Raw genomic sequence first — 23,653 nt, 5'->3', positions numbered from 1 at the left:
AGCCATCAGGCTGGTTTTCAATGTATTTTTGGTCGGCACGAGAGGATTTGAACCTCCGACCCCCGACACCCCATGACGGTGCGCTACCAGGCTGCGCTACGTGCCGACGCATGAAAAGAATACTACTCGATTCCGTTTTGAATGCAAGGGAATCTATCGCTAACTGGTTTATTATTAATCAGTTAGCGATGAAGCGCTTCTCATCCGTCAGGACCTGCAGCAGCAGGCTTAACTGCGGTTTCTGGTCTTTCAACCGCTCGCCCTGCAGGTTGTACGTCTGATAATTCCCGTTGCTGTTCAGCACCAGCGTCAGCTTAGGCGTGGTCACCACCAGGGTGTTATTCCCGGCAGCCGTAACCCAGTTATGGCGGCGCGTGGCACTGAAGAGATCTTGCCCCTGTGAATACTCGTTTGCTGGCGTGCTGACATGCAGCAGGCGTTGCATCAGGGTGGTCATCACATCTTTATGCTCGGTAAGCATAGTAATGCGCTGAGCTGGAGTGCCAGGCCAATGGATCACCAGCGGAACCTGAAGATTCGGGCGAGACCAACTCATACCCTTCGTCTCGTCACCCAGCGGGACGCCATGGCCAGCGGTCACGATCACCACGGTATTATCCAGTTTGCCTGACTCACGCAGCGCCTCAAGCACTCGGCCTATCTGCGCATCCACATCGCCAGCCGCGCGGCTGTAGCGGCGCGCAAAGTCATTCTTATTGCTGTTAGCGAGCGTTGTGCCGTTAAAGGCAACCCACGAGAACCAGCGGTTATCTTCCTGGGCGTATCGTTGCAGCCAGTTTATCCATTGGCTGGCGGTCTGCGCATCAGACTGATTTTGTGCCGCCGGCAGTGAGAAATCAGACAACAGCGCCTGGCGGTAAAGCGGGCTGTTAAAACCATCAGAGGAGAACAACCCTAACTGATAACCTTGCTGATTCAGCCCGGTGATCAGTGCCGCAGGCGTACGGGCAGACAGCACGCCGTCCATGTATCCGGCTGAGATGCCATAGAACAGCCCAAAGATACCCGCATCGGTAGAATTACCGGAGCTCATATGCTGGGTGAACGTGACGTTTTGACTCGCGAAATCGGCCAGCGCAGGCATCTGCTTCTCATAACGGGAATAGTTCAGGCCATCGACGGTAATCAGCAGGACGTTTTGCCCGCGACCCATATCGCGATAGTGCAGATCGCTCAGAGGGTACTGAACGCTGACTGCTTCCGGATTACCCTGTTCGACCAGACGGCGCTGGTACTCCTGCGCGTCAAGCAGACCGTGTTTTTCGAGGAAACGACGGGCGGTCATTGGATACGAGAGCGGCAGGTTAGCGCGCTGCATGGTAATAGGGCGATAGAAGTTTGCATCCGCCCAGATATACATAATATGCGAGCTGATAAATGAGACAAAAAAGAGCGCGGCGACGGGCTTGGCATAATGCCGCCGCCGGGTCAGGCTGCGAAGTTTTTGCCAGCTCCAGGTGGCAAACAGCATCTCAATCAACAGGATCACCGGGACGCTGATAAACATCAGCTGCCAGTCACGGGCCGTTTCATTCTGGTCGGGGTTAATCACCAGTTCCCAGACGATGGGATTGAGATGCAGGTGGAAGCGGGTGAACACTTCGCTGTCGATAAGCAGTAGTGTCATCCCCACCGTCGCAAGGATGGCGGACAAGAACCGCATCAGACGCTGCGACATGACGATAAACGTCAGAGGAAACAGGATCAGCAGATAGGTGGCGAAAACCAAAAAGCTAAAGTGACCCACAACGCTCATCCAGGAGTAGATACGCCCGGTTAGCGTTGTTGGCCAGTCTGCGACAAACAGATAACGACAGCCAATGACCGTCGCCAGCAGAATGTTGAACAGGGCAAACCAGTGCCCCCAGCTGACCATCTGGGAGACTTTTTCACGGTAGCGCTGACGATTCGTCACCATAAACTGTTGTTCGTATCCCTTAATGGGCCTGGTCGTTGCTGACGGATGACTGTAAAGCCTGGGCGAAAGATTTGGCGATCGCCTGACGCTGAGCCGGAGCAACGCTGGTATTAATCAGGTTGGTGACCATATTTCCCAAAACCATCAGGGAGAGATCGGTCGGCGTTTTATGTTTTTCCAGTACGTTAACCAGCTCACTGAGCAGCTGTTCAACGTGTTCATCACTGTAGCGGGAATGTTGTGGCATAAATCAAAATCAGTTTGTTGATGAAAGGGCAACATATTACCGTAGCAACAGCTTTTTTTCCCCTTTTTTATCTGTTGTTGCACACATGCCCTGGTGGTGGTTGAATACCGCCCGGTCTAAAAGGAGAGTTTATCATGAGTCTGGAAATCAACCAGATTGCCTTGCACCAGCTTATCAAGCGTGATGAGCAAACCCTTGAAGTGGTGCTGCGCGATTCGTTACTGGAACCCACGCCTACTGTTGTAGAGATGATGGCGGAGTTACACCGTGTCTACAGCGCTAAAAATAAAGCCTATGGCCTGTTCAGTGAAGAGAGCGAACTGGCTGATAGCCTGCGTCTGCAACGTCAGGGCGAAGAAGATTTTCTGGCGTTTAGCCGCGCCGCGACCGGACGTCTGCGCGACGAGCTGGCGAAATATCCCTTCGCCGACGGCGGGATTGTGCTGTTCTGCCACTACCGCTATCTGGCCGTAGAGTATCTGCTGGTTACCGTACTGAATAACTTAAGCAGCATGCGCGTGAACGAACAGCTGGATATTAGCTCAACGCATTATCTGGATATTAACCATGCGGATATCGTGGCGCGTATTGATTTGACCGAGTGGGAAACCAACCCGGAGTCGACCCGCTACCTGACTTTCCTGAAGGGGCGCGTGGGCCGCAAAGTGGCGGATTTCTTTATGGACTTCCTCGGCGCCAGCGAAGGCCTGAACGCCAAAGCGCAGAACAAAGGGCTGCTCCAGGCGGTTGATGACTTCACGGCAGAAGCGCAGCTCGATAAATCTGAGCGCCAGAACGTGCGCCAGCAGGTCTATAGCTACTGCAACGAACAGCTGCAGGCGGGGGAAGAGATTGAGCTGGAGTCGCTGTCAAAAGAGCTGGCGGGCGTCAGCGAAGTCAGCTTCCAGGAGTTCACCGCGGATAAAGGCTATGAGCTTGAAGAGAGCTTCCCGGCGGATCGCAGTACGCTGCGTCAGTTAACCAAGTTTGCCGGCAGTGGCGGCGGGTTAACCATTAACTTTGATGCGATGTTGCTGGGAGAACGCATTTTCTGGGATCCTGCCACCGATACGCTGACCATTAAAGGAACGCCGCCGAACCTGCGCGATCAGCTTCAGCGCCGTACTTCTGGCGGTAAATAGCAGGCACAAAAAACCCCGCAGAAGCGGGGTTTTTCTCGACGAGTTTGCGATTACGCGCGAACGAAGTCGATGTGAGTCAGTTTTGGCTTGAACGCGTGACGCTGAACAGCCTGAACTTTCACTTTTTCTTCTTTACCGCCAACAACGATGGTCAGAACTTCGCTGTAGAATTCAGCTTTGGTCTGCAGGTTCCACAGTTTGTCGTGATCCAGTTCGATTGCAACTGGAGCAGCTTCGCCACCGTAAACGATAGCCGGGAACTTGTTAGCGTTACGCAGGCGGCGGCTCGCACCCTTACCCTGCACGTTACGTACTTCTGCTTCGATAGTAAACATTGATTTCTCTCTGTATTTAAAACCCTACTACAGGCGACCCAGCAGCAGGTGAGTGTTCTGCCTCACGGATGTGAAGCGGGCGGCATTTTATACTCAAATGCTCCTCACATCAATGAAAAGTCCCGTTAACCGCGCAATTCGTTGGCGCGACGAAAGCGACCTTCATAGTCAAAGACCTTCTCACGGACCTGCCAGAACTGGCCTTTCTTGCGAGCAACAACAAAATCCGGATGGCGCAGTAACGCCTGCTGGTGCACGATATCGGCCACGGTTATCCAGCGCAGAGGAACCCCTGGCGTACGGGTGTGCGGGCGAATAAAGAGTTGCTCGAAGGCCGTGCGTTGAGCGGGAGTTTGTACCCTGAAACGCTCACTGACGTCCGCCCCGTCCTCATCGTAGTAGGTGATTTTTAACCACTCGCCTTTTTCATCCGCACCGGGCTGTAGTGCCATGCCTGAGCAGCGGAGCACCAATGCATCTTTTAACTTCAGTGCCGCTTTTAACATGTCGTCAGGATCGACCAGTACCGTGTCACATTCCCGGCAGCGGCGTGCGGCAATGTCATTTTCGGCGTTGCATTGTGGGCAGTTCTTGAAGCGGAAACGGAAATCGCACTGCTCGCGATGCCCTTCGTCATCTTCAAACCAGCCCTGACAGCGGCGGCCAAAATGCTCAATTAGCGTGCCGTCGGCGGTGGTTTTACCCCAGAAGGTGTTGGCAAAACCACAGGCAGGACAAAAAACCTGTACCGGCACGTTGTCGCTTTTTCCTTTTGGCGCGCCGACCTCAGGCGTATAGAGATCGTGCGGGTTACCGGCATAATCCAGAATCAGACAGTCGGTTTTACCCGGCGCCAGACGCAGGCCGCGGCCAACAATTTGCTGATACAGACTGACCGATTCGGTCGGGCGCAAAATAGCGATCAGGTCGACGTGCGGGGCGTCAAAGCCGGTGGTCAGTACCGACACGTTAACCAGATAGCGGAACTGCTGGGCTTTAAAGGCGTCAATCAGGCTGTCGCGCTCAGGGCCTGGGGTCTCGCCAGTGATTAATGCCGCGTCGCCGGAGGGCAGTAACCCGGTAATTTCTCGTGCGTGCTCAACGGTGGCGGCGAAGATCATCACTCCTTTGCGCGTCGCGGCGAACTCCTCAATCTGGCTGATGATATGCGGCGTAATGCGCTTTTGCTTTTTCAGCTCCTGGTTAAGATCCGCTTCGCTGAACAACCCGTTGCTCTGTGCCTGCAGACGGCTGAAATCGTACTGCACCACCGGCATATCCAGGCGTTCAGGCGGCGTCAGGTAACCGTGTTTAATCATGTAGCGCAGCGGAAGCTCGTAGATGCAGTCGCTAAACAGGGCCTTGTCATCGCCGCGCACCATGCCGTGATAATGGTAACGATAGATCCAGCCTTTCCCCAGACGAAACGGGGTCGCCGTCAGGCCCAGCAGGCGCAGGTGTGGGTTCACTTCTTTCAGGTGTGTCAGGATTTGCTGATACTGGCTGCCGTCGTCATCGCTGATGCGGTGACACTCGTCAACAATCAGCAGCGAAAATTCGCTGCGAAACAGATCCAGATTGCGGGCCACCGACTGCACGCTGCCAAAGACCACTTTACCGTGGCTGTCTTTACGCTTTAGCCCGGCGGCGAAAATGTCGGCTTTCAGCCCGAGTGCGCAATATTTGGCATGGTTTTGCGCGACCAGTTCTTTGACGTGCGCCAGCACCAGCACACGACCGCGGGCCAGACGTGCCAGTTCGGCGATGACCAGGCTCTTGCCTGCACCGGTTGGAAGCACAATAGCCGCAGGTTCACGATGTTTACGGAACCACGCGAGGGTGGCATCAACGGCTTCCTGCTGATAGGGACGAAGTGTAAAAGTCATGGGGTCTCGGTTTCATTATTCCGCACATAGTATGCCACGAAACTTTTTCCCTTGAGTGGCGCAACCAGACCATTATACTGAACCGTTCCAGACTGCTTCTTTTTCGGACGTACTGTTCGACTTCCAGCACCATTAAGGCTAAAAAGATTTCATGCGACTTGATAAGTTTATCGCTCAGCAACTCGGCGTAAGCCGCGCTATTGCCGGGCGTGAAATTCGCGCCAGCCGCGTTACCGTGGACGGCGACATTGTGAGAGACAGCGCTTTCAAACTGCAACCGGACCATCAGGTTGAGTATGACGGCAATCCGCTGACCCAGCAGCATGGCCCACGCTATTTCATGCTCAACAAGCCGGAAGGCTATGTCTGTTCAACGGACGATCCGGATCACCCGACAGTACTCTATTTCCTCGACGAACCGGTGGCGCACAAGCTGCATGCCGCTGGTCGCCTGGATATCGACACCACCGGACTGGTACTGATGACTGACGACGGGCAGTGGTCGCACCGTATTACCTCTCCGCGCCATCATTGCGAGAAAACCTATCTGGTGACGCTGGAGTCTCCGGTAGCGGATGACACGGCAGAGCAATTCGCCAAAGGCGTTCAGCTGCATAATGAGAAAGATCTCACCAAACCCGCCGTCCTTGAGGTGATCACCCCGACCGAAGTTCGCTTGACCATCAGCGAAGGGCGCTATCATCAGGTAAAACGGATGTTTGCTGCAGTGGGGAACCACGTTGTCGGCTTGCATCGTGAGCGGATTGGTGCGATTGAACTCGATCACGACCTGGCGCCAGGCGAATACCGCCCGTTAACGGAAGAAGAGATCGCCAGCGTCGGTCTGCCTTCGCATTAATCTCAGGAGAACTCTGTGACCACCAGGCCACACTCGTCGTTCAAAATTGTCTTCATTCTTGGCCTGCTGGCCATGTTGATGCCGCTGTCGATTGATATGTATCTGCCTGCACTGCCGGTTATTGCCGCGCAGTTTGGCGTACCGGCAGGCAGCGCACAGATGACACTCAGCACCTATATACTCGGTTTTGCCCTCGGCCAGCTGTTTTATGGCCCGATGGCGGATAGCCTGGGACGCAAGCCTGTTATTCTGGGTGGGACGTTGGTCTTTGCGGCCGCGGCAGTTGCCTGTGCGCTGGCTCAGACCATCGATCATCTGATTATCATGCGCTTCTTCCACGGTCTGGCGGCGGCAGCGGCAAGCGTGGTGATTAACGCCCTGATGCGCGATATCTACCCGAAAGAAGAGTTCTCCCGCATGATGTCGTTCGTGATGCTGGTGACGACGATTGCGCCGCTGGTGGCCCCGATGGCGGGTGGTGCGGTGCTGGTGTGGTTTAGCTGGCATGCGATTTTCTGGATCCTGGCGCTGGCCGCGCTGCTGGCCTCCGCGATGATTTTCTTCTTTATTGATGAAACGCTTCCCGTCGAGCGCCGCCAGAAATTCCACATCCGCACCACAATAGGTAACTTCGCCTCACTGTTTCGCCACAAGCGCGTGCTCAGCTATATGTTGGCAAGCGGGTTCAGCTTTGCCGGGATGTTCTCCTTCCTGAGCGCCGGGCCGTTTGTCTACATCGAACTGAACCACGTTTCGCCGCAGCACTTCGGCTATTACTTTGCGCTTAACATCGTCTTCCTGTTCATCATGACCATCATCAACAGCCGTTTTGTCCGGCGGGTGGGGGCGCTGAACATGTTCCGCGCCGGGCTGTGGATCCAGTTTGTGATGGCGATCTGGCTGGTGGTGAGCGCGTTTCTGGGCGTGGGCTTCTGGGCGCTGGTAGTGGGTGTGGCGGCTTTTGTCGGCTGCGTGTCGATGGTATCGTCGAATGCGATGGCGGTGATCCTCGATGAATTCCCGCATATGGCGGGAACAGCATCGTCACTGGCAGGAACGTTCCGCTTTGGTATTGGGGCGATTGTCGGGGCGTTGCTTTCTATGGCTACCTTTACGACGGCCTGGCCGATGTTATGGGCGATGGCTTTTTGCGCAACCAGCTCCATACTCTTCTATCTTTACGCCAGTCGACCGCGAAAAACGGCTCACTAAAGCACAAAAAAGGCCCTACAGGGCCTTTTTTGTTGATACATATCAACCAAACCCACGTTGACACACCCGGCGTTTGTTTCTTTTATGTAAAATCTATTTATGTAAAAAGTCACATCATTGTATTCAAAAAGGTTGAGTTAGATCGCAGAAACGGGTACATATAGCGCCGACGCAAGCCTGGATTCCTATAAAAAAGCGCTGAATAGTGCAGGTTAGCGATGATGTGTTACTATAAATGTAAATAAATTGTGAAGTAAATTTTGCTTCCGGGGAACGAACGTGAATACATTACAACTCTCCATTGTCCATCGCTTGCCCCAGAGCTATCGCTGGTCAGCGGGTTTTGCAGGTTTGAAAGTTGAACCGATTCCGCAAAGTGCCGCGGACTGCGATAATTGTCTGGTTGCGCTCAAATTGCTTAGCCCGAGCGACGAAAACGCATGGCCGGTTATGGAGCGCTTAAGCCAGGCGTTGACGGATATCGAAGTAGACAGCTCCGTACTGGAGTGCGAAGGTGAGCCGTGCCTGTTTGTTAAAAGCCAGGATGAATTTGCCGCGACCTGCCGCCTGAAAAATTTTGGCGTTGCTATTGCGGAGCCTTTCTCTGGCCAGTATCCATTCTGAGCGCTAGTCTGCTGAAAGCAGCTGGCGCGTGTAACTCTGCGTTGGCGCAGTAAATACGCGCTGGCACTCCCCCTGTTCGACCACTTCTCCCTGTCGCAACACAATCACCTGATGGCATAGCGCCCGAACCACCTGTAAATCATGGCTGATAAAGATATAGGCCAGCCGGTGTTTTTCCTGTAACCCCTTGAGCAGTTTCAGGATCTGCGCATGGACGGTTCTGTCCAGCGAAGACGTCGGTTCATCCAGAATAATCAGTTCCGGTTTCAGGATCAGCGCACGGGCAATAGCGATACGCTGACGCTGCCCGCCGGAGAATTCTGCCGGATAGCGGTGACGGGTATCGGGATCTAAGCCCACTTCGTTCATTACCCGCATGACCTCCTGTTCCCGTTGTTGGGCATTCAGGCTGGGCTGATGAACACGCAGACCCTCTTCAACGATCTGTAACACGCTGAGCCGTGGGTTAAGCGAGGAGTTGGGGTCCTGAAATACCACCTGCATACGAGGGCGTACGGGAAGCATCTGGCGTCGGTTCCAGAGATGCAGCGGCATGTTGTCAAAGAGGATCTCGCCCTGAGAAGCGATTAAGCGCAGCAGCGCCAGGCCGGTGGTGCTTTTACCCGAACCGGATTCACCTACCAGTCCCAGAGATTCCCCCGGTCGCAGAGAGAAGCGGATATTTTTCAACACCGGATTCTGGTCGACGAGGCGCCGCAGAATACCTTTGCGAATGGGAAACGAGACGGACAAATCGTCAACACGCAACAGCGGTACGCTGTCAGCTGGCAGCGGAACCGGGTCGCCAGAGGGTTCACTGTCGAGCAGGCGCTGGGTATACGGGTGTTGTGGCGCGTTTAACAGCGTGGACGCGACATTCTGCTCGACACATCGCCCGTTTTGCATCACCGCAACGCTGTCGGCCAACTTTTTCACGATACTCAGGTTGTGCGTGATAAACAGCAAACTCATGTTCAGCTCGTCACGCAACTCGCGCAGCAGCGTCAAAATTTGCGCCTGCACCGTCACGTCCAGCGCCGTTGTAGGTTCATCAGCAATTAACAGTTCGGGGCGCGTGAGCAGGGCCATGGCAATCATCACGCGCTGGCGCTCGCCGCCGGAAAGCTGATGCGGAAAATCATTCAGCCGTTTGGCTGCATTGCGTATTCCGGTTCGTTCAAGGCAGTCCAGAATTTCCCCGCGTGCGGCTTCTTTGCGCATACCTCGGTGTAGGGACAGGACTTCATAGAGCTGTTTTTCCAGGCTGTGAAGGGGGTTAAGAGAAACCATCGGTTCCTGGAAAATCATGGCAATCTTATTACCGCGGATTGCGCGCAAGGTATGTTCGTCAGCATGCAACAGCGAGTTGCCGTGAAAAAGAATGTCGCCTTGCGGGTAACTCACAGGCGGAGAGGGCAGCAGACGCAGGATGGAGAGAGCTGAGACGCTCTTGCCTGAACCTGACTCACCCACCAGTGCCAACGTTTCACCGCGCTGTATCTGGAGTGACAGGTCGGTGACGACGGTACGCATCTCACCCTGTGTTGAAAAAGCAATCGACAGGTTATCAATACTGAGAAGGGGCTGCGTCATCTTATACCGCCTTATTAGGATCGAAGGCATCGCGCACGGCTTCGCCAATAAAAATCAGCAACGAAAGCAGCACGGCCACAGAAAGAAAGGCGGTAATACCCAGCCACGGCGCCTGCAGGTTGTTCTTGCCTTGTAACAGAAGCTCGCCGAGCGACGGGGAACCCAGTGGTAACCCGAAGCCAAGAAAATCCAGCGAGGTGAGGGTGGTGATGGAGCTGCACAGAATAAACGGCAGGAAGGTAAGCGTGGCCACCACGGCGTTAGGCAGCATATGGCGGAAAATAATCCCGCGGTCGCTCACGCCCAGCGCCTGCGCGGCGCGAATATAGTCGAAGTTGCGGGTGCGCAGAAATTCCGCCCGCACGACACCCACCAGCGCCATCCAGCCGAAGAGTACAGTGATACCTAACAGCCACCAGAAGTTTGGCTGTACCACACTTGAAAGCAGGATAATCAGAAACAGCGTCGGCATGCCTGACCAGACTTCAATAACACGCTGGCCCCACAGGTCTATTTTTCCACCGTAATAGCCCTGAACCGCACCGGCCACGACACCCATCACACTGGAAAAAAGCGTCAGCATCAGTCCAAAGAGGAGCGATATCCGTGTGCCATAAAGGATACGCGCCAGGACATCGCCACCGTTGGCATCCGTTCCCAGCCAGTTTTGCGCGGAAGGTGGGGAAGGGAAGGGCGTTGTGGTGGCAAAGTTAATGCTGTTTGCGCCAAAACGCACCGGTGCCCAGATAGCCCAGCCATGTTGCTCAATTTGCTGGCGAAGCCACGGGTCCTGATACTCCGCAGGCGTTGCAAACGGGCCACCAAAATCGCTTTCGCTGTAGTTGGCGAGAACCGGTACATACCAGCGGTCGTTAAAATGCACCAGCAAAGGCTTGTCGTTGGCAATCAACTCAGAGCACATGCTTAAAATAAACAACACGGCAAAAATCCACAGTGACCAGTAGCCGCGGCGGTTGTGGCGAAAACGGGCCCAGCGGGCCTGGTTTACGGGGCTTAAACGCGACATTAGCGGCCCTCAAAATCAATTCGGGGATCAACCAGCGTATAGCTGATATCACTGACGATATTCAGCAGCAGGCCAATCAGGGTGAAAATGTAGAGTGTGCCAAACATCACCGGATAATCGCGCGAGACGGTGGCTTCATAGCCCAGCAGGCCCAGACCGTTGAGTGAGAACATCACCTCGATCAGCAGTGAACCGGTAAAAAACATACTGATGAACGTGGCAGGAAATCCGGCAATGACCAGCAGCATGGCGTTGCGGAATACGTGCTTCCACATAATCTGCTTCTCGCTTACGCCCTTGGCGCGGGCCGTGACGACGTACTGTTTTCGAATTTCATCAAGAAAGGCGTTTTTGGTCAGCATGGTCAGAGCCGCAAACCCGCCAATAACCGTTGCCAGAACCGGTAGCGTGATATGCCAGAGATAGTCGGTGATTTTCTGGTACCACGGCAGGGTACTGAAATCAGCGGAGACTAACCCTCGCAGCGGAAAGATATCGAAATAACTCCCCCCGGCAAAAAAAACAATCAGCAGGACGGCAAACAGAAACGCCGGGATGGCATAACCGATGATGATGAACGTGCTACTCCAGATATCGAAACGGCTGCCGTTATAAACGGCTTTACGGATCCCGAGCGGAATCGAGACCAGGTAGATAATCAACGTTCCCCATAACCCCAGCGTAATGGACACTGGCAGGCTTTGCTTAATCAATGTTAAGACTGATGCACTGCGAAACAGGCTATCGCCGAAATCAAAGCGAATATAGTCCCAGAGCATTTTGAAATAGCGCTCGTGAATGGGTTTGTCAAAGCCATAGCGGTGGGTGATCTCGGCGATCACTTCAGGATCCAGTCCACGCCCACCGCGATAATGACTTTCACTGATATTCCCTACGCCGGTTCGCGCATGGCTCGCGCCCATTCCTTCACCGCCGCCGCCTGGCATACCGCCGCTATTACCAAACTCGATAGCGGCAATAGCCTGATCAACCGGGCCGCCAGGCGCGATTTGCACGATAAAAAAGTTAATCGTGATGATGGCCCACAGGGTCGGGATGACCAACAGCAGACGGCGGATAAGATAGGCACCCATGATGATTCCTTAGCGTCGCTCAGCGGGGAGTCTGGCGGCTTTGTTGACGTCATACCACCAGGTATCAAAGCCCAGTGAATAGACAGGGCGTACGGCAGGCACGGAGAACTTGTCCCAGCGAGCAAGACGATCTTCGCCCATATACCACATCGGCAGCATGTAGTAGTTCCAGGTTAAGACCCTGTCGAGCGCCCGTCCGAGCGGCAGGAGTTTTTCTTTATCGCCTTGCGCCGCCACTATTTTTGCAATCAGTGCATCAATCGCCGGGCTTTTCACCCCCGGGGCATTATATGAGGAGTCGATGTAGCTGGAGGCCCATGAAATTTGCAGATCGGAGCTTGGCCACGGCTGTGCGGGCCACAAGCGCTGCATCATGTCGTAATCACGGCTGCGCATGCGATTGGTAATCTGCGCGTTATCAACCTGACGAATGTTCATGGTAACGCCCAACCGCTCAAGGTTGTGCTTAAACGGCAGTACCCACTGATCGTTGCCCCCGGATGAAAGCAGCAGCTCAAAGCTGAGAGGCTTACCCGTTTTGGCATCCACACGTTTTTGATTCTTCAGGGGCCAGCCCGCGTCATCCAGCAGCTTGCTGGCTTTCAGCAGGTTGGCGCGGTCGTAGCCGTCACCGTTCGACACGGGCGGCTGAAACACCGAGGTGAACACTTCCGCGGGTACTTCCGCTTTCAGCGGTGCCAGCAGGACCAGCTCGTCAGCTTTCGGGTAGTCGCGCGCGGCATATTCCGTGTTCTGAAAATAGCTGTTCGCACGGCTGTAGGCCCCGTAAAAGAGCGCTTTGTTCATCCACTCAAAATCAAAGGCCAGGGAAATCGCTTCCCGTACCCGGCGGTCATTAAACACCGGACGCTGAATATTAAATGCCAGCCAGCGGGTGTCCTGGGCGGACTCATTTTTGTGCTCATCTTTAACGATGTAACCTTTCGCGAAATTTTTCCCGATATACCGCGTGGCCCAGTTTTTGGCGTTGCTCTCGACGCGCAGATCGAAGGCACCGGCTTTAAATGCTTCAAATGCCACGTTATCGTCGAGGTAGTAATCATAACGAAGGGTGTCGAAATTCCAGCGCCCGCGGTTAACTGGCAGATTTGCGGCCCAGTAGTCTTTGACGCGGGAATAGACCACATATTGCCCCATGCGCCAGTCGGTAATGCGGTAAGGACCACCTGCCAGAGGGGGAGTAGAGAGCGGGTCGCTCAGTTTGTGATCTTTCCAGAACGATTGAGGCATCACCGGCAGTGAGAACAGGCTGAGCATATTCTCTTTGTTGGGTTCGCTCAGCTCGATGCGCACGGTGAGCGGCGCAATGGCTCTGACGGATGCGCCTTTGTACACGATGCGGAATTGGGGCACGCCTTCAGTCATAAATTTGTGAAAGGTGAACGCGACGTCACTGGCCTTAACCGGTGAACCATCGTGAAAACGTGCCCGAGGGTTTATCGAGATTTCAGCCCAGGCAAAGTTATCCGCGTAACGCACGTTATCGGCAATCAGTGGATAGTAGCTGCCGGGCTCATCATCAGACGTGACAAAAAGCGTATCGTAAAGTGATTCCGTTCGCGCGGCCGCCACGCCACGCAGGGCGTAGCGGTTGAAGTTGTCGAACGTTCCCGTGGCGGAAAGTGTTACCTTCCCACCTTTGGGGGCGGCTGGGTTGACGTAATCGAAATGTGTAAAATTGACCGCGTATTTCGGCTCGCCAATCACCGCGAAGGCGATATTTTCTTTGATGGCTTGCGCCTGGCTGGACAGGCTCGTGAATGCCAACATCAGCAACATAAAGCGCATAAGCATCTCGTGGCGGCTCCTTCTTTTACAAACCAGCTCAGTTAAGCTGAATAATAAGTGACGTCACGGGCAATGTGAAATTATTCACTGCCGGGCGAAACGTCAGGCCGCCAGTTGCGGAACTGATCCAGTGGCATCGGGCGGCTAATCCAGTAGCCCTGCAGGAAATTGACGCCATGCTCGCGTAGCCATGCAGCCTGTTCCGGGGTTTCCACCCCTTCGGCGACGGTCAACATATTCATTCGTCTTGCCAGCGTCAGGACTGCATCCAGCACCGGTGACGTCACGGTCTCCGTGCCTATCGCATTAACAAAACCACGATCAATCTTGAGATAGTCCATGGTGAAATGCTCAAGATAAATCAGCGCGCTGTGACCAGTACCAAAATCATCAATGGCTATCTCAAACCCTTCGTTATGCAGCCATTCGAAGAGGCTGTTGGCTTCCCGATGATTAAGCATGTCGCGCTCGGTGATTTCCAGCACGATCTGGAAGTAATCCGGCGGCAGTAACGCTTTGAAGGTGAGCATGTCTTCTTTGAAGCTTTCCGCATGCAAATGCCCAGGCGCGATGTTGATGCCGAGTTTTGCGCCCGGCGGTAGCACGGTCTGTAATACCGGCGCATCGTGAATGATGAGATCAAAAAGATGCAGCGTCAGCGGAACGATCAGCTTCTGTGCCTCTGCAAAATTGATAAAGGCGTCAGGCGGAATCTCACCCATGGTCGGGTGTTTCCAGCGCATCAACACCTCGACACCGCGCATTTTCAGCTCTTTTGCGTCCACCACAGGTTGATAGACCACATAGAATTGATCGCGCTTAATGGCGCTTAAAATCTCTTTACCCGGATTCAGCCGTATGCTGAGAATATAGTAATTGAGCGATCCGGCCGCAATGCCGCACACCAGTCCGAAGAACAGAGCGTAAAGTATTTCATCGCTGGTCCAGGCGTCCGCATACAGTTTAATGGTCAGGGGGACGTTTTTCAGCGTAGCGATGCGGCTCGGTGCTTCATCTAAATCACGCGCTTTGACCAGCTTGCTGGACATCGTCGTTAGAGCATAATCGCCAATGATGATGGCGATGCCAGCGAACTCGTCCTGGCGGGCTGTGTAGAGCAGATAAGGTGTCAGATTGATATTCACCGAGGTGAACACACCGCCATCTTTAACTAACGGGTTACGATACCAGATGGCAATCGCGGGCTTGTTGGGCAACATCGGGGTGCCTGGAAGCAACGCCATATCGATCTGCTTATTAATGTGCAGCTCGGGTATCAGCTCCTCCATCGGGACATTCATTGGACCTGTGGCGGATGAACAGAACGCAATTTTGTCCCTGACCAACAAAAAGGCGCGCACGTTGAGGCTAAATGCTGCGCGTGAAGTCAGTTCTGCATTGACGTCGTGGCAATTGTTCAGCGTGAGTGGCTGGAGGATGTCGATAGAGGTTTTTAACTCTGCGAAATAGCTCTCCATGTAGAGGTTGACATCGTTAATCAGGGTGTCGAATTTTACGTCCCGCTTGTGGTAGCTCCAGAAAAATTGCAATGAACCCAGGAGCAGGGCAGCGATCAGGCCTGTGATAATGCTGAGGATCAGTATCTTGCGATTACTGGAGAAGTAGCGGGTGAACATAGACGTTGTGGTTCCTGAATTGCCGCCGAATGTATTCAGTGTAACGGGCAAAAAAAAACACCGCCGAAGCAGTGCTTTTTTTCATCATATCGCCAGCCAAGGGATAACCAACGATACAATTTCCATATTAACTGCGGGTCAGTACGCGGCGCGCTTCGTTGTAGCGCTTTTTCCAGTACGGTTCGTTCATGCTGGAAATGGTCACACCGCTACTGGTGGAGGCATGTACAAACTGGTCATTACCAATATAGATGCCCACATGTCGACCTGTAGAACCGGCGCGGAACAGAACTAAGTCACCGGTGCGCAGTTTAGTACGTGAAATCGACTTGCCCATCTCCTGCTGTTCGTAAGTCGAACGCGGAAGATCTAACCCGAATTGCTCACGGAAAGTACGCTGTACAAAACCGGAACAATCAATACCTGTTTTCGTGCTGCCGCCAAGACGGTAACGCACGCCTTTCCAGTCAGCATACTGGTCCATAATGCGGGACTTCACGTCCAGATTACGTACCATATTTTCAAATTCATCCTGAGAGGCTTGCAGTGACGAGGAATCTTCCATTCCCACAACACGCGTCTCAGGATGCATATTCTTTGCGGTGTTCGATGTACTACATGCAGACAACAGTACCGCGACTGCTATCGCCGGGATCCCCCGTAAGATATATCTCAGAAACGGTTGAGATTTGACCATTTTGTTTATTTTCCCTTGAAGTCCTTAACGACAAATATCGTTATAAAAATGCCAAACGTGACGAGACTAATTATCTGTTCACATTGAGACAATTCTTTCTGCTCACATTTGTGGCACAGCGCACAAAATTATTAGCCAGTGAAATAATTATCTCTATGGGGCAAAACGAGTTCGAGATTAACCGATTGCCTGGGGTATTGCGAGTAAAAAAAGCCTTTTTTTTATAAGAAATTGTGATACAGAAAGTAAAAACATGGAAATGCTCAAAATACCGACAGATCCGCCACCTTATCGCGTAATTGATTCATTTTTATCATGAATGTGATGACAGGAATATGACAGTGAGAAAAGATCGCGGCAGAAGACCTGTCAGGGATCATGTCGATCCCTGATAGCTAACGTTAATTTAGGTTAGTTATTTGTTTAATTGTTGTTGCGTTTTTCCGGGAAGATAGCGATCAAACAGCACTATTATCCCGTCGCTCAACGGTGTCATCAAACACCACGGCAGAGCAATCAGAGCAACGGAGAGCGAACCGACGGCAATATCGGTGAACCAGTGGGCGCCAATCATTACGCGTGGAAAAGCAAAAACCACAAAAATAATCAGGGCTATTGAGAAGGCTTTTTTGCCGAAATAACGAAGCATAACTGCGGAAAAAATAAGCAGCATCATGCCGTGGTCGCCAGGGAAACTGTCCTTCGAGGCATCTTTTGTTGGAATATGCAGCAACTCACTGACGCGATAAATATCGCTAAAGAAGAGCGTTGGGCTGGAGCGCTTAACCGGAATAATCGCGGTTGCCAGCTGGTTAATGACCACGGCAAACAGCAGCATCACCAGACCGATAATCATAATACGCCGACGCCCTGCTTTATCCTCTTTCAACCAGAAGGAGAGCATCAGGCAGCCCATTGCCAGCAACGAAAAACCGTCGAAGGCGCGGTTGTTGGTGATAGCTACCAGCCACAGAAAGGCATTGCTTTTCACTAGCTCCTGGTTGAAGAAGTGAAAGATTGCAGAATCCAGCGGGAACCAGAAACCATGATTCGCCGGAATATACCAGGAGAAAAAGAGCGCCAGACCGGCGACATTAAGCAGTAATATCAGGGGAAATCGAGTCGTCATAACGTTCAGCAAAGAGTGAAAACAGGGGCAACGTTAGCCGCCCAAACTTAAACGAAGCTTCAACAGGCTGGACTGCAGGGCATTCCAGTCGGCGTTAACCGCACTAATTAACTCAATTCGGCTGTCCGGCGGGGCGACATTTTGCGTTTCAATAAAGAAATCTTCACCCTGACGATTGATCCGTACCAGTCCGTCTGGTGTGCGCATGATCCCTTTAACGCGATCGACCGGAGCAAGTCTGGCCCACTCAAGGATCCCGATGGTGTCAAAAACGGTATCTGCATCGAAGATCCATCCACAGGCCTGATACCCCTGACCACTATTCAGATTACGACGCCAGCGCTGGTGTTCCGGCAGGCTGAGGGCAGCCAGACCTTGTTTCACCGGGTGGCTATGGGCATGCTCTGCACTGGCCGGAAGTTCCGCTATGTTCAGACGAGGAAGGTCAAGCAGGGCGCTATCAATCCTCCCCTGAGTGGTCTGCACCCGTTGACGATTACCCCCGAAATGTTGCCACCACGCGTCCAGCGCGGCCTGGCTTTCAGCCGTGGCGCGATCTTCTTTATTAGCAACGATAATGTCTGCTGAGGCGAGTTGATCGCGGAAGTTCTCATTGGCCACCGCTTTATCATCCAGAAGCTGGCGAGGATCGAGCAGGCACAGGGTGGCACGCAGATCAATCCACGGCTCGTAAACCGGTGCGGTCAGTAAATCAAGGATCTGCTTCGGGTGACCCAGCCCGGTGGGTTCAATCAGCAGGCGATCGGGTTTGCCCTGACGCAGCAAGGTATTGAGTCCTACCTGCATGGGCAAGCCATTGACGCAGCACATGCATCCGCCTGGGATCTCTTTGATCATCGCGCCGCTGTCCGACAGTAATGCGCCGTCGATGCCCACTTCGCCAAATTCATTGACCAGAACGGCCCATTTCTCGGCCGGATCTTTGTTCGCCAGCAGGTGAAGAATTGACGTGGTTTTACCGCTGCCGAGAAAACCGGTGATGAGGTTGGTTTTGGTCACGTGCGCTCCAGAAGAGAATTGTGATGCTATAACAATTATCTCTTATCCTGGCGAAAAAAGGGCGCAATGAGAAGGGGAAGGGTGAACGGAGGTCACCTCCGTTCGTGTTAAGCGCAATAATCGTTAAAGATTTAACGTTTCAATAACAGCCTGACGTGCACCGTGGCGGGCAATGCGCTGATAAGCCTGGCTGACAGCTTCAACAAAAACGCTATTTTGGGCGAGATCGTGTCCAAAGACCTCGTTCAGCCCCAGCAGCGCGTTGACGCGATCGTCGTCGCTGCTGGCGTCAACAATCGCGCGGATTTTATCGCTGAGGGGATCGCGGACGTCAATTGTGTTTCCGTGTTCGTCAGTCCCGCTGACGTAGCGTATCCAGCCGGCCACGCCCAGAGCCAGCAGCGGCCACGGCGTTTTTCGCTCAAGATGGACGCGGATCCCGTCCAGCATTCTCTGAGGCAGTTTCTGGCTACCGTCCATTGCAATTTGCCAGGTACGGTGCTGCAAGGCCGGGTTAGCAAAGCGTTCGAGCAGGCTATCGGCGTATACGGTGAGATCGACATCCTTAATGCGTAATGTGGGTGCCTGTTCATCCAGCATGAGCCGACGGGCGGCTTCGCGGAAGGCTGCGTCTTCCATACATTCATTGATATGTGCATAGCCGGCGAGATACCCGAGATAAGCCAGGAAAGAGTGGCTGCCGTTAAGCATGCGTAACTTCATCTGCTCCCACGGCAGAACATCCTGCACCATCTGGACGCCCGCCACTTCCCACACCGGACGGCCGGCAACAAAATTATCTTCCACCACCCACTGAATAAACGGTTCGCAGCTGATGGCGCACGGATCTTCAACGCCGAGCGTTTCGGTGATTTCTGCCAGTGAGGCCTCTGTTGCAGCAGGAACAATCCTGTCGACCATGGTTCCGGGAAAACTCACGTGGCTATCAATCCACGCAGCGAGTGCCGGAGAGCGTTTTTGCGCCATTCCCAGAACGGCATTTTTCACCACATGGCCGTTGTCAGGGATATTGTCGCAAGAAAGCACGGTAAAAGCAGGTAAGCCGCGCTCACGGCGACGATGGAGCGCTTCGACAAGGATCCCCGGGGCGGAATGCGGCTCAGATGGATTTTCCAGATCGTGGATAATCCGCGAGTTTTGCAGATCCAATTTACCGGTGGCGGGATCGATGCAATAACCTTTCTCCGTGATGGTGAGCGACACAATCGCCACCTGAGGCTCACAAAATTTCTCAATAATAGCGGGCAGAGAGTCCAGCTTTGCGTTCAGGCATTCATGGACGGCACCGACGATAATTGCCTCATTTCCTTCTGCACCTTTCTCCAGAACGGTGAACAGGTGATCCTGCGCACGCAGCTGGCTCATCAGCACATCACCGCTAAAGAGGCTAATCTCACATATTCCCCAGTCGCCGCCTTTCTCATTCAGCACCCGATTTGTTAACAATGCCTGGTGCGCGCGGTGAAACGCGCCAAAGCCAAAATGGACGATGCGAGAGCGTAATTGCTGACGATCGTAGCGCGGTTGCTGAACATGGGCAGGAAGGGCGGTGGAGGCAATTGTCTTCATGAGATACACACCTGATTAACCATTAATTAACAATGCCAGTGTAAAGTTATATGACAGCAAATAAAATTGGTAAGCCGTAAATATCCCTGTTCTGTGAGTTTGATCAATCAATGCGTGGCGGTATGTTGACCCTTCATGGTAAACATGTATGGTAGTCGTCATTGCGGTAACGCATATTGGTATAACAACTTAAGAGGGTGAGGCAATGGAACAAACCTGGCGTTGGTACGGGCCGAACGATCCGGTTTCTCTTGATGATGTGCGTCAGGCTGGCGCAACGGGTGTCGTCACGGCGCTGCATCATATTCCTAACGGCCAGGTATGGCCGGTTGATGAAATTCAAAAGCGTCAGGCGCTGCTGGCAGAGAAGGGATTAACCTGGTCTGTGGTGGAAAGCATTCCGGTTCATGAAGATATCAAAACCCATTCAGGGGAGTACCAGACCTGGATTGCCAACTATCAGCAGAGTATTCGCAACCTGGCGACCTGCGGCATTGATACGGTGTGCTATAACTTCATGCCTATCCTGGACTGGACGCGCACTGACCTTGAATATCAGATGCCGGACGGTTCAAAAGCACTGCGTTTCGATCAAATTGCCTTTGCGGCATTTGAACTGCACATTCTGAAACGTCCTGGCGCCGAAGCGGATTACACCGCGGAAGAGCAGCAGCAGGCGCGCGCGTGGTTTAACGCCGCCAGTGATGCTGACATCGAAAAGCTGACCCGCAATATCATTGCTGGTCTGCCAGGTGCGGAAGAGGGCTATACGCTGGATCAGTTCCGTGCACGTCTGGCGGAATATGGCGACATTGATAAGCATCAGCTTCGTGAAAACATGGCGTACTTCCTGCGCGCGATTGTGCCCGTCGCAGAAGAAGCGGGCGTTCGCCTGGCGATACATCCGGACGATCCTCCGCGTCCTATTCTCGGCCTGCCGCGCATCGTCTCGACGATTGAAGATATGCAGTGGCTGAAAGAGACGGTAGACAGCATCTACAACGGCTTTACCATGTGTACCGGCTCCTACGGCGTGCGTGAGGATAACGATCTGGTGCGGATGATTGAAACCTTCGGCGATCGTATTCACTTTACTCACCTGCGCGCGACCTGTCGTGAAGAGAACCCAAAAACCTTCCACGAGGCAGCGCACCTTGGCGGTGATGTAAATATGGTCGCGGTGGTGGATGCCATCCTGGCGGAAGAAGTACGTCGTAAGCAGGTTGGCGATGTGCGTCCTATTCCATTCCGTCCGGATCACGGGCATCAGATGCTGGACGATCTGCGTAAGAAAACGAACCCAGGTTATTCGGCAATCGGTCGTCTGAAAGGGATGGCGGAAGTGCGCGGCATAGAGCTGGCGCTGAAGATGACGAAGTATCCTGACTTGCTGTAAAAGAAAAACCCGGCGCAAAGCCGGGTTTTTTGTGTTAGTCAGCACGACCCATATAGCGTTTTTCTTCGATATGGATGCGAATTTTCTCGCCTGCAGACAGGTATTCTGGCACCTGCACAACCAGTCCGGTTGTCAGGGTTGCTGGTTTGTTACGGGCGCTTGCAGATGCGCCTTTGATACCCGGTGCCGTTTCAACGATTTCCAGATCGACGGTCTGAGGCAGTTCCAGAGCCAGCAGCACTCCATCCCAGGTCAGAACCTGCATGTCTGGCATACCGCCTTCAGGAATAAACAGCAGCTCTTCTTCAATCTGATCTTTGGTGAAGATATACGGGGTGTAATCTTCTTTATCCATGAACACGTATTCGTTGCCGTCGATATAGGAAAAATCGACATAGCGACGGGTCAGTGTCACGGTATCAACGATATCGTCACCTTTAAAACGTTCTTCAACTTTCAGACCGGTACGCACATCGGCGAAACGCATTTTGTACAGCGTCGCTGCACCACGGGCGCTAGGTGCCTGAATATCGATATCTTTCACAATTAGCAGTTTGCCGTTGTAATTCAGTACCATACCTTTCTTAATTTCGTTCGCTCTTGGCATTGCAGTAATCCTGTATACGGAAGGTAAAAAATATCGCGCCAAATTACTCGTGCGCGGCCTTTCAGGCAAGAGGAATTCGTGGCTTTTGCTATCAATACGCAAAAGGTGTTACTGTGCGCGCGATGCCCGGCTGCGCGGGCCTTCGTCAGCGAAAGAGAGCGTTTATGGATTGTCGTCCAGATTGCGGCGCGTGCTGTACCGCACCGTCCATTTCAAGCCCCATTCCAGGAATGCCAGAGGGCAAGCCTGCCAATACCCGCTGCGTTCAGCTCTCTGAAACTAACCTGTGTATGATCTTTGGTTCGCCCCTGCGCCCGAAGGTTTGCTCCGGACTTCAGCCAACAGCCGAAATGTGTGGCAGCACGCGAGCGCAGGCGATGACGTATCTGCTCGAGCTGGAATCGCTCACCGCGCCTTAAACGTCTTTAATCCTCGCCAGACAGCCAATCGTCAGCGTGCACATCACCAGCGCAATCCAGAACACCGTGTGATAGTTCCAGATTTCTGCGACGACCCCCGCCATTGAGCCTGCGATAATCCAGCCCACACGGGTGGTATTAGTATAAAGGGTGGTGGCCGAGCCTGCCTGACCTGGCATCAGATCCTGGAAATAGAGCATGCCAATCCCGGCCAGAATGCCGATATAGATAGCGTTCAGCAGCTGTAAAGCCAGCAACAACCCCGGCGTATGTACCGTCAGCATACCGATATAGAAAAGCAGACCGGCGACAGCGGCGATACGCATCAGAAAACGCTTGCCGAAGCGCTTTGCGTAATAGCCTGCGATGAGCATCGTCGGGATCTCAAGCCCGGCCGCTGTTCCCATCATGATACCTGCCAGCTTCTCTGGCAGATGCAGTTCATCAATAATAAACAGCGGCATATTGATGATATACAGGCTGTTAGTGCCCCACATCAGGGTGCAGATAACAAACAGAAGCAGGGCATCGCGGCGGTTGCGGCGCGGGGCTTCCAGCGTGCCCGTCGCCACTTTGGGCTCTTTGCGCATCGACGGCAGAAAGAACCACACCAGCGCGCCACATACCACAAATGCGACAGCCGCACTCAGGTACATCACCGTAAAACCAAACCCCATCGCCAGCGCGTAAGCCAGCGGGGGGCCGATCACCCATGCCAGCGACACCTGAGCACGCATTACCGAGCTGAACATCACCGCTTCACGCCCGGTATGGTCGGCGTGCTCGCGGGCAAGCGCGAACATCTGTGGGTTAGCCGTCGAACCAAAGCTGCTCAGAAATACCCCGATGAACAGCAAAACGAAATAGTTGCGGTTCCATGCAAACAGAACGCAGGCGAGCACCCCAAGCAGACAGCAAAAGACAATCAGGCTTTTACGATCGCCTTTTCTGTCGGATCGGCCCGCCAGAAACTGACTCACCAGAATGCCGATGATGGCGCTTCCGGTAAAAAAGAAACCCACCATGGCCGGACGAGCGTGAACCTCATTGGTCAGAAATAAGCTCAGCGTCGGCGTCTGTAACGCACCGGCAATACCCGTAAAAAAGGCAACAATCAGGAACGCCGCTGAAGTCAAATCAAAGGGCTTTGGCGAGGTGGCCGCGGGGGTGTTATGCATGTTTTATAATTAACGAGTGACAGAGAGAGGCGGAGTTTACGCTGGCACTCATTAAATAAACAGAGGGTGCGGTCAATGATGCCACGAAAAATCAAAATGGCATTTCAACTTATAGAAGGTTTGGCTGACCTTAGCTGAAACTGACTTGCTGAACTTCAGCAATATTCAGCTGAACGAAGAAGAAATGTGCTGTATCTCTAAATTCTGAGATCA

The 23,653-nt window shown here is 53.3% G+C and carries 21 protein-coding genes and 1 tRNA gene; 6 read left to right on the top strand and 16 right to left on the bottom strand.

Annotated features, from left to right (window positions below; translation table 11 throughout):
- Positions 1-29 precede the first annotated feature (29 nt).
- From ACLHV9_RS16210 to ACLHV9_RS16200, 3 genes are all read right to left on the bottom strand, one after another.
- Positions 30-106 (bottom strand) — tRNA-Pro (locus tag ACLHV9_RS16210).
- 72 nt (positions 107-178) lie between these two features.
- Positions 179-1,939 (bottom strand): LPS biosynthesis-modulating metalloenzyme YejM, encoded by a 1,761-nt coding sequence (gene yejM, locus ACLHV9_RS16205; RefSeq protein ID WP_028016283.1) that lies wholly within the window; start codon positions 1,937-1,939, stop codon positions 179-181.
- 19 nt (positions 1,940-1,958) lie between these two features.
- Positions 1,959-2,186 (bottom strand): YejL family protein, encoded by a 228-nt coding sequence (locus ACLHV9_RS16200; protein WP_014884596.1) that lies wholly within the window; start codon positions 2,184-2,186, stop codon positions 1,959-1,961.
- A gap of 134 nt (positions 2,187-2,320) precedes the next feature.
- Between ACLHV9_RS16200 and yejK the strand changes: the two genes are divergently transcribed.
- Positions 2,321-3,328 (top strand): nucleoid-associated protein YejK, encoded by a 1,008-nt coding sequence (gene yejK, locus ACLHV9_RS16195; RefSeq protein WP_028016284.1) that lies wholly within the window; start codon positions 2,321-2,323, stop codon positions 3,326-3,328.
- 50 nt (positions 3,329-3,378) lie between these two features.
- On the opposite strand, the gene rplY is transcribed toward yejK, so the two are convergent.
- Both rplY and ACLHV9_RS16185 read right to left on the bottom strand, forming a co-directional pair.
- Positions 3,379-3,663, bottom strand: coding sequence for a 50S ribosomal protein L25 (gene rplY, locus ACLHV9_RS16190; protein ID WP_023312497.1), 285 nt, complete (start codon positions 3,661-3,663; stop codon positions 3,379-3,381).
- 125 nt (positions 3,664-3,788) lie between these two features.
- Positions 3,789-5,549, bottom strand: a complete 1,761-nt coding sequence (locus ACLHV9_RS16185; protein ID WP_028016285.1) for a DEAD/DEAH box helicase — start codon at positions 5,547-5,549, stop codon at positions 3,789-3,791.
- Between the two features lie 151 nt (positions 5,550-5,700).
- On the opposite strand from ACLHV9_RS16185, the gene rsuA reads away from it, so the two are divergent.
- The 3 genes from rsuA to ACLHV9_RS16170 all read left to right on the top strand — a co-directional run bounded on the left by rsuA (position 5,701) and on the right by ACLHV9_RS16170 (position 8,244).
- Positions 5,701-6,408, top strand: coding sequence for a 16S rRNA pseudouridine(516) synthase RsuA (gene rsuA / locus ACLHV9_RS16180; RefSeq protein WP_028016286.1), 708 nt, complete (start codon positions 5,701-5,703; stop codon positions 6,406-6,408).
- A gap of 15 nt (positions 6,409-6,423) precedes the next feature.
- Positions 6,424-7,620: a Bcr/CflA family multidrug efflux MFS transporter gene (locus ACLHV9_RS16175; protein ID WP_108090810.1), complete on the top strand. Its 1,197-nt coding sequence runs from the start codon at positions 6,424-6,426 to the stop codon at positions 7,618-7,620.
- 279 nt (positions 7,621-7,899) lie between these two features.
- Positions 7,900-8,244: a YejG family protein gene (locus ACLHV9_RS16170; RefSeq protein WP_028016288.1), complete on the top strand. Its 345-nt coding sequence runs from the start codon at positions 7,900-7,902 to the stop codon at positions 8,242-8,244.
- Between the two features lie 3 nt (positions 8,245-8,247).
- Here ACLHV9_RS16170 and yejF read toward each other — a convergent pair whose 3' ends face one another.
- From yejF to ACLHV9_RS16125, 9 genes are all read right to left on the bottom strand, one after another.
- Positions 8,248-9,837: a microcin C ABC transporter ATP-binding protein YejF gene (yejF, locus tag ACLHV9_RS16165; RefSeq protein WP_108090809.1), complete on the bottom strand. Its 1,590-nt coding sequence runs from the start codon at positions 9,835-9,837 to the stop codon at positions 8,248-8,250.
- 1 nt (position 9,838) lies between these two features.
- Positions 9,839-10,864, bottom strand: a complete 1,026-nt coding sequence (locus tag ACLHV9_RS16160; protein ID WP_028016290.1) for an ABC transporter permease — start codon at positions 10,862-10,864, stop codon at positions 9,839-9,841.
- Positions 10,864-11,958, bottom strand: coding sequence for a microcin C ABC transporter permease YejB (locus ACLHV9_RS16155; RefSeq protein WP_028016291.1), 1,095 nt, complete (start codon positions 11,956-11,958; stop codon positions 10,864-10,866). Before ACLHV9_RS16155 ends, ACLHV9_RS16160 begins: the two co-directional genes overlap by 1 nt.
- Positions 11,959-11,967: 9 nt before the next feature.
- A complete protein-coding gene (locus ACLHV9_RS16150) occupies positions 11,968-13,773 on the bottom strand; it encodes an extracellular solute-binding protein (RefSeq protein ID WP_108090808.1) in 1,806 nt (601 codons plus the stop codon).
- 74 nt (positions 13,774-13,847) lie between these two features.
- Entirely contained in the window at positions 13,848-15,404 is a 1,557-nt protein-coding gene (locus tag ACLHV9_RS16145) for a cyclic di-GMP phosphodiesterase (RefSeq protein ID WP_108090807.1), read from the bottom strand.
- 127 nt (positions 15,405-15,531) lie between these two features.
- Complete coding sequence (gene mepS, locus ACLHV9_RS16140) at positions 15,532-16,101, bottom strand: bifunctional murein DD-endopeptidase/murein LD-carboxypeptidase (protein ID WP_008500946.1); 570 nt, start codon at positions 16,099-16,101, stop codon at positions 15,532-15,534.
- Between the two features lie 415 nt (positions 16,102-16,516).
- Positions 16,517-17,230, bottom strand: coding sequence for a phosphatase PAP2 family protein (locus ACLHV9_RS16135; RefSeq protein WP_108090806.1), 714 nt, complete (start codon positions 17,228-17,230; stop codon positions 16,517-16,519).
- A gap of 33 nt (positions 17,231-17,263) precedes the next feature.
- Entirely contained in the window at positions 17,264-18,250 is a 987-nt protein-coding gene (locus tag ACLHV9_RS16130; protein ID WP_028016295.1) for a CobW family GTP-binding protein, read from the bottom strand.
- A gap of 123 nt (positions 18,251-18,373) precedes the next feature.
- Positions 18,374-19,840 (bottom strand): mannitol dehydrogenase family protein, encoded by a 1,467-nt coding sequence (locus ACLHV9_RS16125; protein ID WP_407220829.1) that lies wholly within the window; start codon positions 19,838-19,840, stop codon positions 18,374-18,376.
- Between the two features lie 205 nt (positions 19,841-20,045).
- Between ACLHV9_RS16125 and uxuA the strand changes: the two genes are divergently transcribed.
- Entirely contained in the window at positions 20,046-21,236 is a 1,191-nt protein-coding gene (gene uxuA, locus ACLHV9_RS16120; protein WP_407220828.1) for a mannonate dehydratase, read from the top strand.
- A 34-nt stretch (positions 21,237-21,270) separates the two neighbouring features.
- Here the strand turns inward: uxuA and yeiP are convergent, their stop codons facing one another.
- Complete coding sequence (yeiP, locus tag ACLHV9_RS16115) at positions 21,271-21,843, bottom strand: elongation factor P-like protein YeiP (protein WP_008500940.1); 573 nt, start codon at positions 21,841-21,843, stop codon at positions 21,271-21,273.
- Positions 21,844-22,007: 164 nt separating this feature from the next.
- Here yeiP and ACLHV9_RS16110 point away from each other — a divergent pair, with 164 nt between their 5' ends.
- Positions 22,008-22,262, top strand: a complete 255-nt coding sequence (locus ACLHV9_RS16110; RefSeq protein ID WP_032666680.1) for a YkgJ family cysteine cluster protein — start codon at positions 22,008-22,010, stop codon at positions 22,260-22,262.
- Here the strand turns inward: ACLHV9_RS16110 and setB are convergent.
- A complete protein-coding gene (gene setB, locus ACLHV9_RS16105) occupies positions 22,259-23,440 on the bottom strand; it encodes a sugar efflux transporter SetB (protein ID WP_407220827.1) in 1,182 nt (393 codons plus the stop codon). The genes ACLHV9_RS16110 and setB overlap by 4 nt on opposite strands.
- Positions 23,441-23,653 lie beyond the last annotated feature (213 nt).

This window comes from Enterobacter sp. CPE_E890, from assembly GCF_046521475.1.
Taxonomy (GTDB): domain Bacteria; phylum Pseudomonadota; class Gammaproteobacteria; order Enterobacterales; family Enterobacteriaceae; genus Enterobacter; species Enterobacter adelaidei.
Note: the sequence above shows the minus strand (reverse complement) of the source record. Positions and strands in the feature narration are given on the sequence as shown.